The following is a 1,178-nucleotide window of genomic DNA, read 5'->3' on the forward strand; positions in this document are numbered from 1 at the left end:
AGCCCGTTAATGGGTGAGAGCGTGCCTTTTGTAGAATGAACCGGCGAGTTACGTTATGATGCGAGGTTAAGTTGAAGAGACGGAGCCGTAGGGAAACCGAGTCTGAATAGGGCGGATTAGTATCATGACGTAGACCCGAAACCATGTGACCTACCCATGAGCAGGTTGAAGGTGCGGTAAGACGCACTGGAGGACCGAACCAGGGCACGTTGAAAAGTGCTTGGATGACTTGTGGGTAGCGGAGAAATTCCAAACGAACTTGGAGATAGCTGGTTCTCTCCGAAATAGCTTTAGGGCTAGCGTCGACATTAAGAATCTTGGAGGTAGAGCACTGTTTGGATGAGGGGGCCATCTCGGTTTACTGATTTCAGATAAACTCCGAATGCCAAAGATTTATGGTCGGCAGTCAGACTGCGAGTGCTAAGATCCGTAGTCGAAAGGGAAACAGCCCAGACCACCAGCTAAGGTCCCAAAATAATTGTTAAGTGGAAAAGGATGTGGGGTTGCACAGACAACTAGGATGTTAGCTTAGAAGCAGCTATTCATTCAAAGAGTGCGTAATAGCTCACTAGTCGAGTGACCCTGCGCCGAAAATGTACCGGGGCTAAAACAATTTACCGAAGCTGTGGATAACACTTAGGTGTTATGGTAGGAGAGCGTTCTATGTGTGAAGAAGGTATACCGTGAGGAGTGCTGGAACGCATAGAAGTGAGAATGCCGGTATGAGTAGCGAAAGATGGGTGAGAATCCCATCCACCGTAAGACTAAGGTTTCCAGGGGAAGGCTCGTCCGCCCTGGGTTAGTCGGGACCTAAGGAGAGACCGAAAGGTGTATCCGATGGACAACAGGTTGATATTCCTGTACTAGAGTATGAAGTGATGGAGGGACGCAGTAGGCTAACTAAAGCGGGCGATTGGAAGTGCCCGTCTAAGCAGTGAGGTGTGATATGAGTCAAATGCTTGTATCTGTAACATTGAGCTGTGATGGGGAGCGAAGTTTAGTAGCGAAGTTAGTGACGTCACACTGCCGAGAAAATCTTCTAGCGTTGTATCATACTCTACCCGTACCGCAAACCGACACAGGTAGTCGAGGCGAGTAGCCTCAGGTGAGCGAGAGAACTCTCGTTAAGGAACTCGGCAAAATGACCCCGTAACTTCGGGAGAAGGGGTGCTGACTTA

1 rRNA gene is annotated in these 1,178 nt (G+C 49.2%); it reads left to right on the forward strand.

What is annotated here, in order from left to right:
* Positions 1-1,178 (forward strand): 23S ribosomal RNA (locus RFK25_RS11440); the annotation flags it as partial.

This window comes from Streptococcus sp. SS-4456 (genome assembly GCF_036680365.1).
GTDB lineage: Bacteria > Bacillota > Bacilli > Lactobacillales > Streptococcaceae > Streptococcus.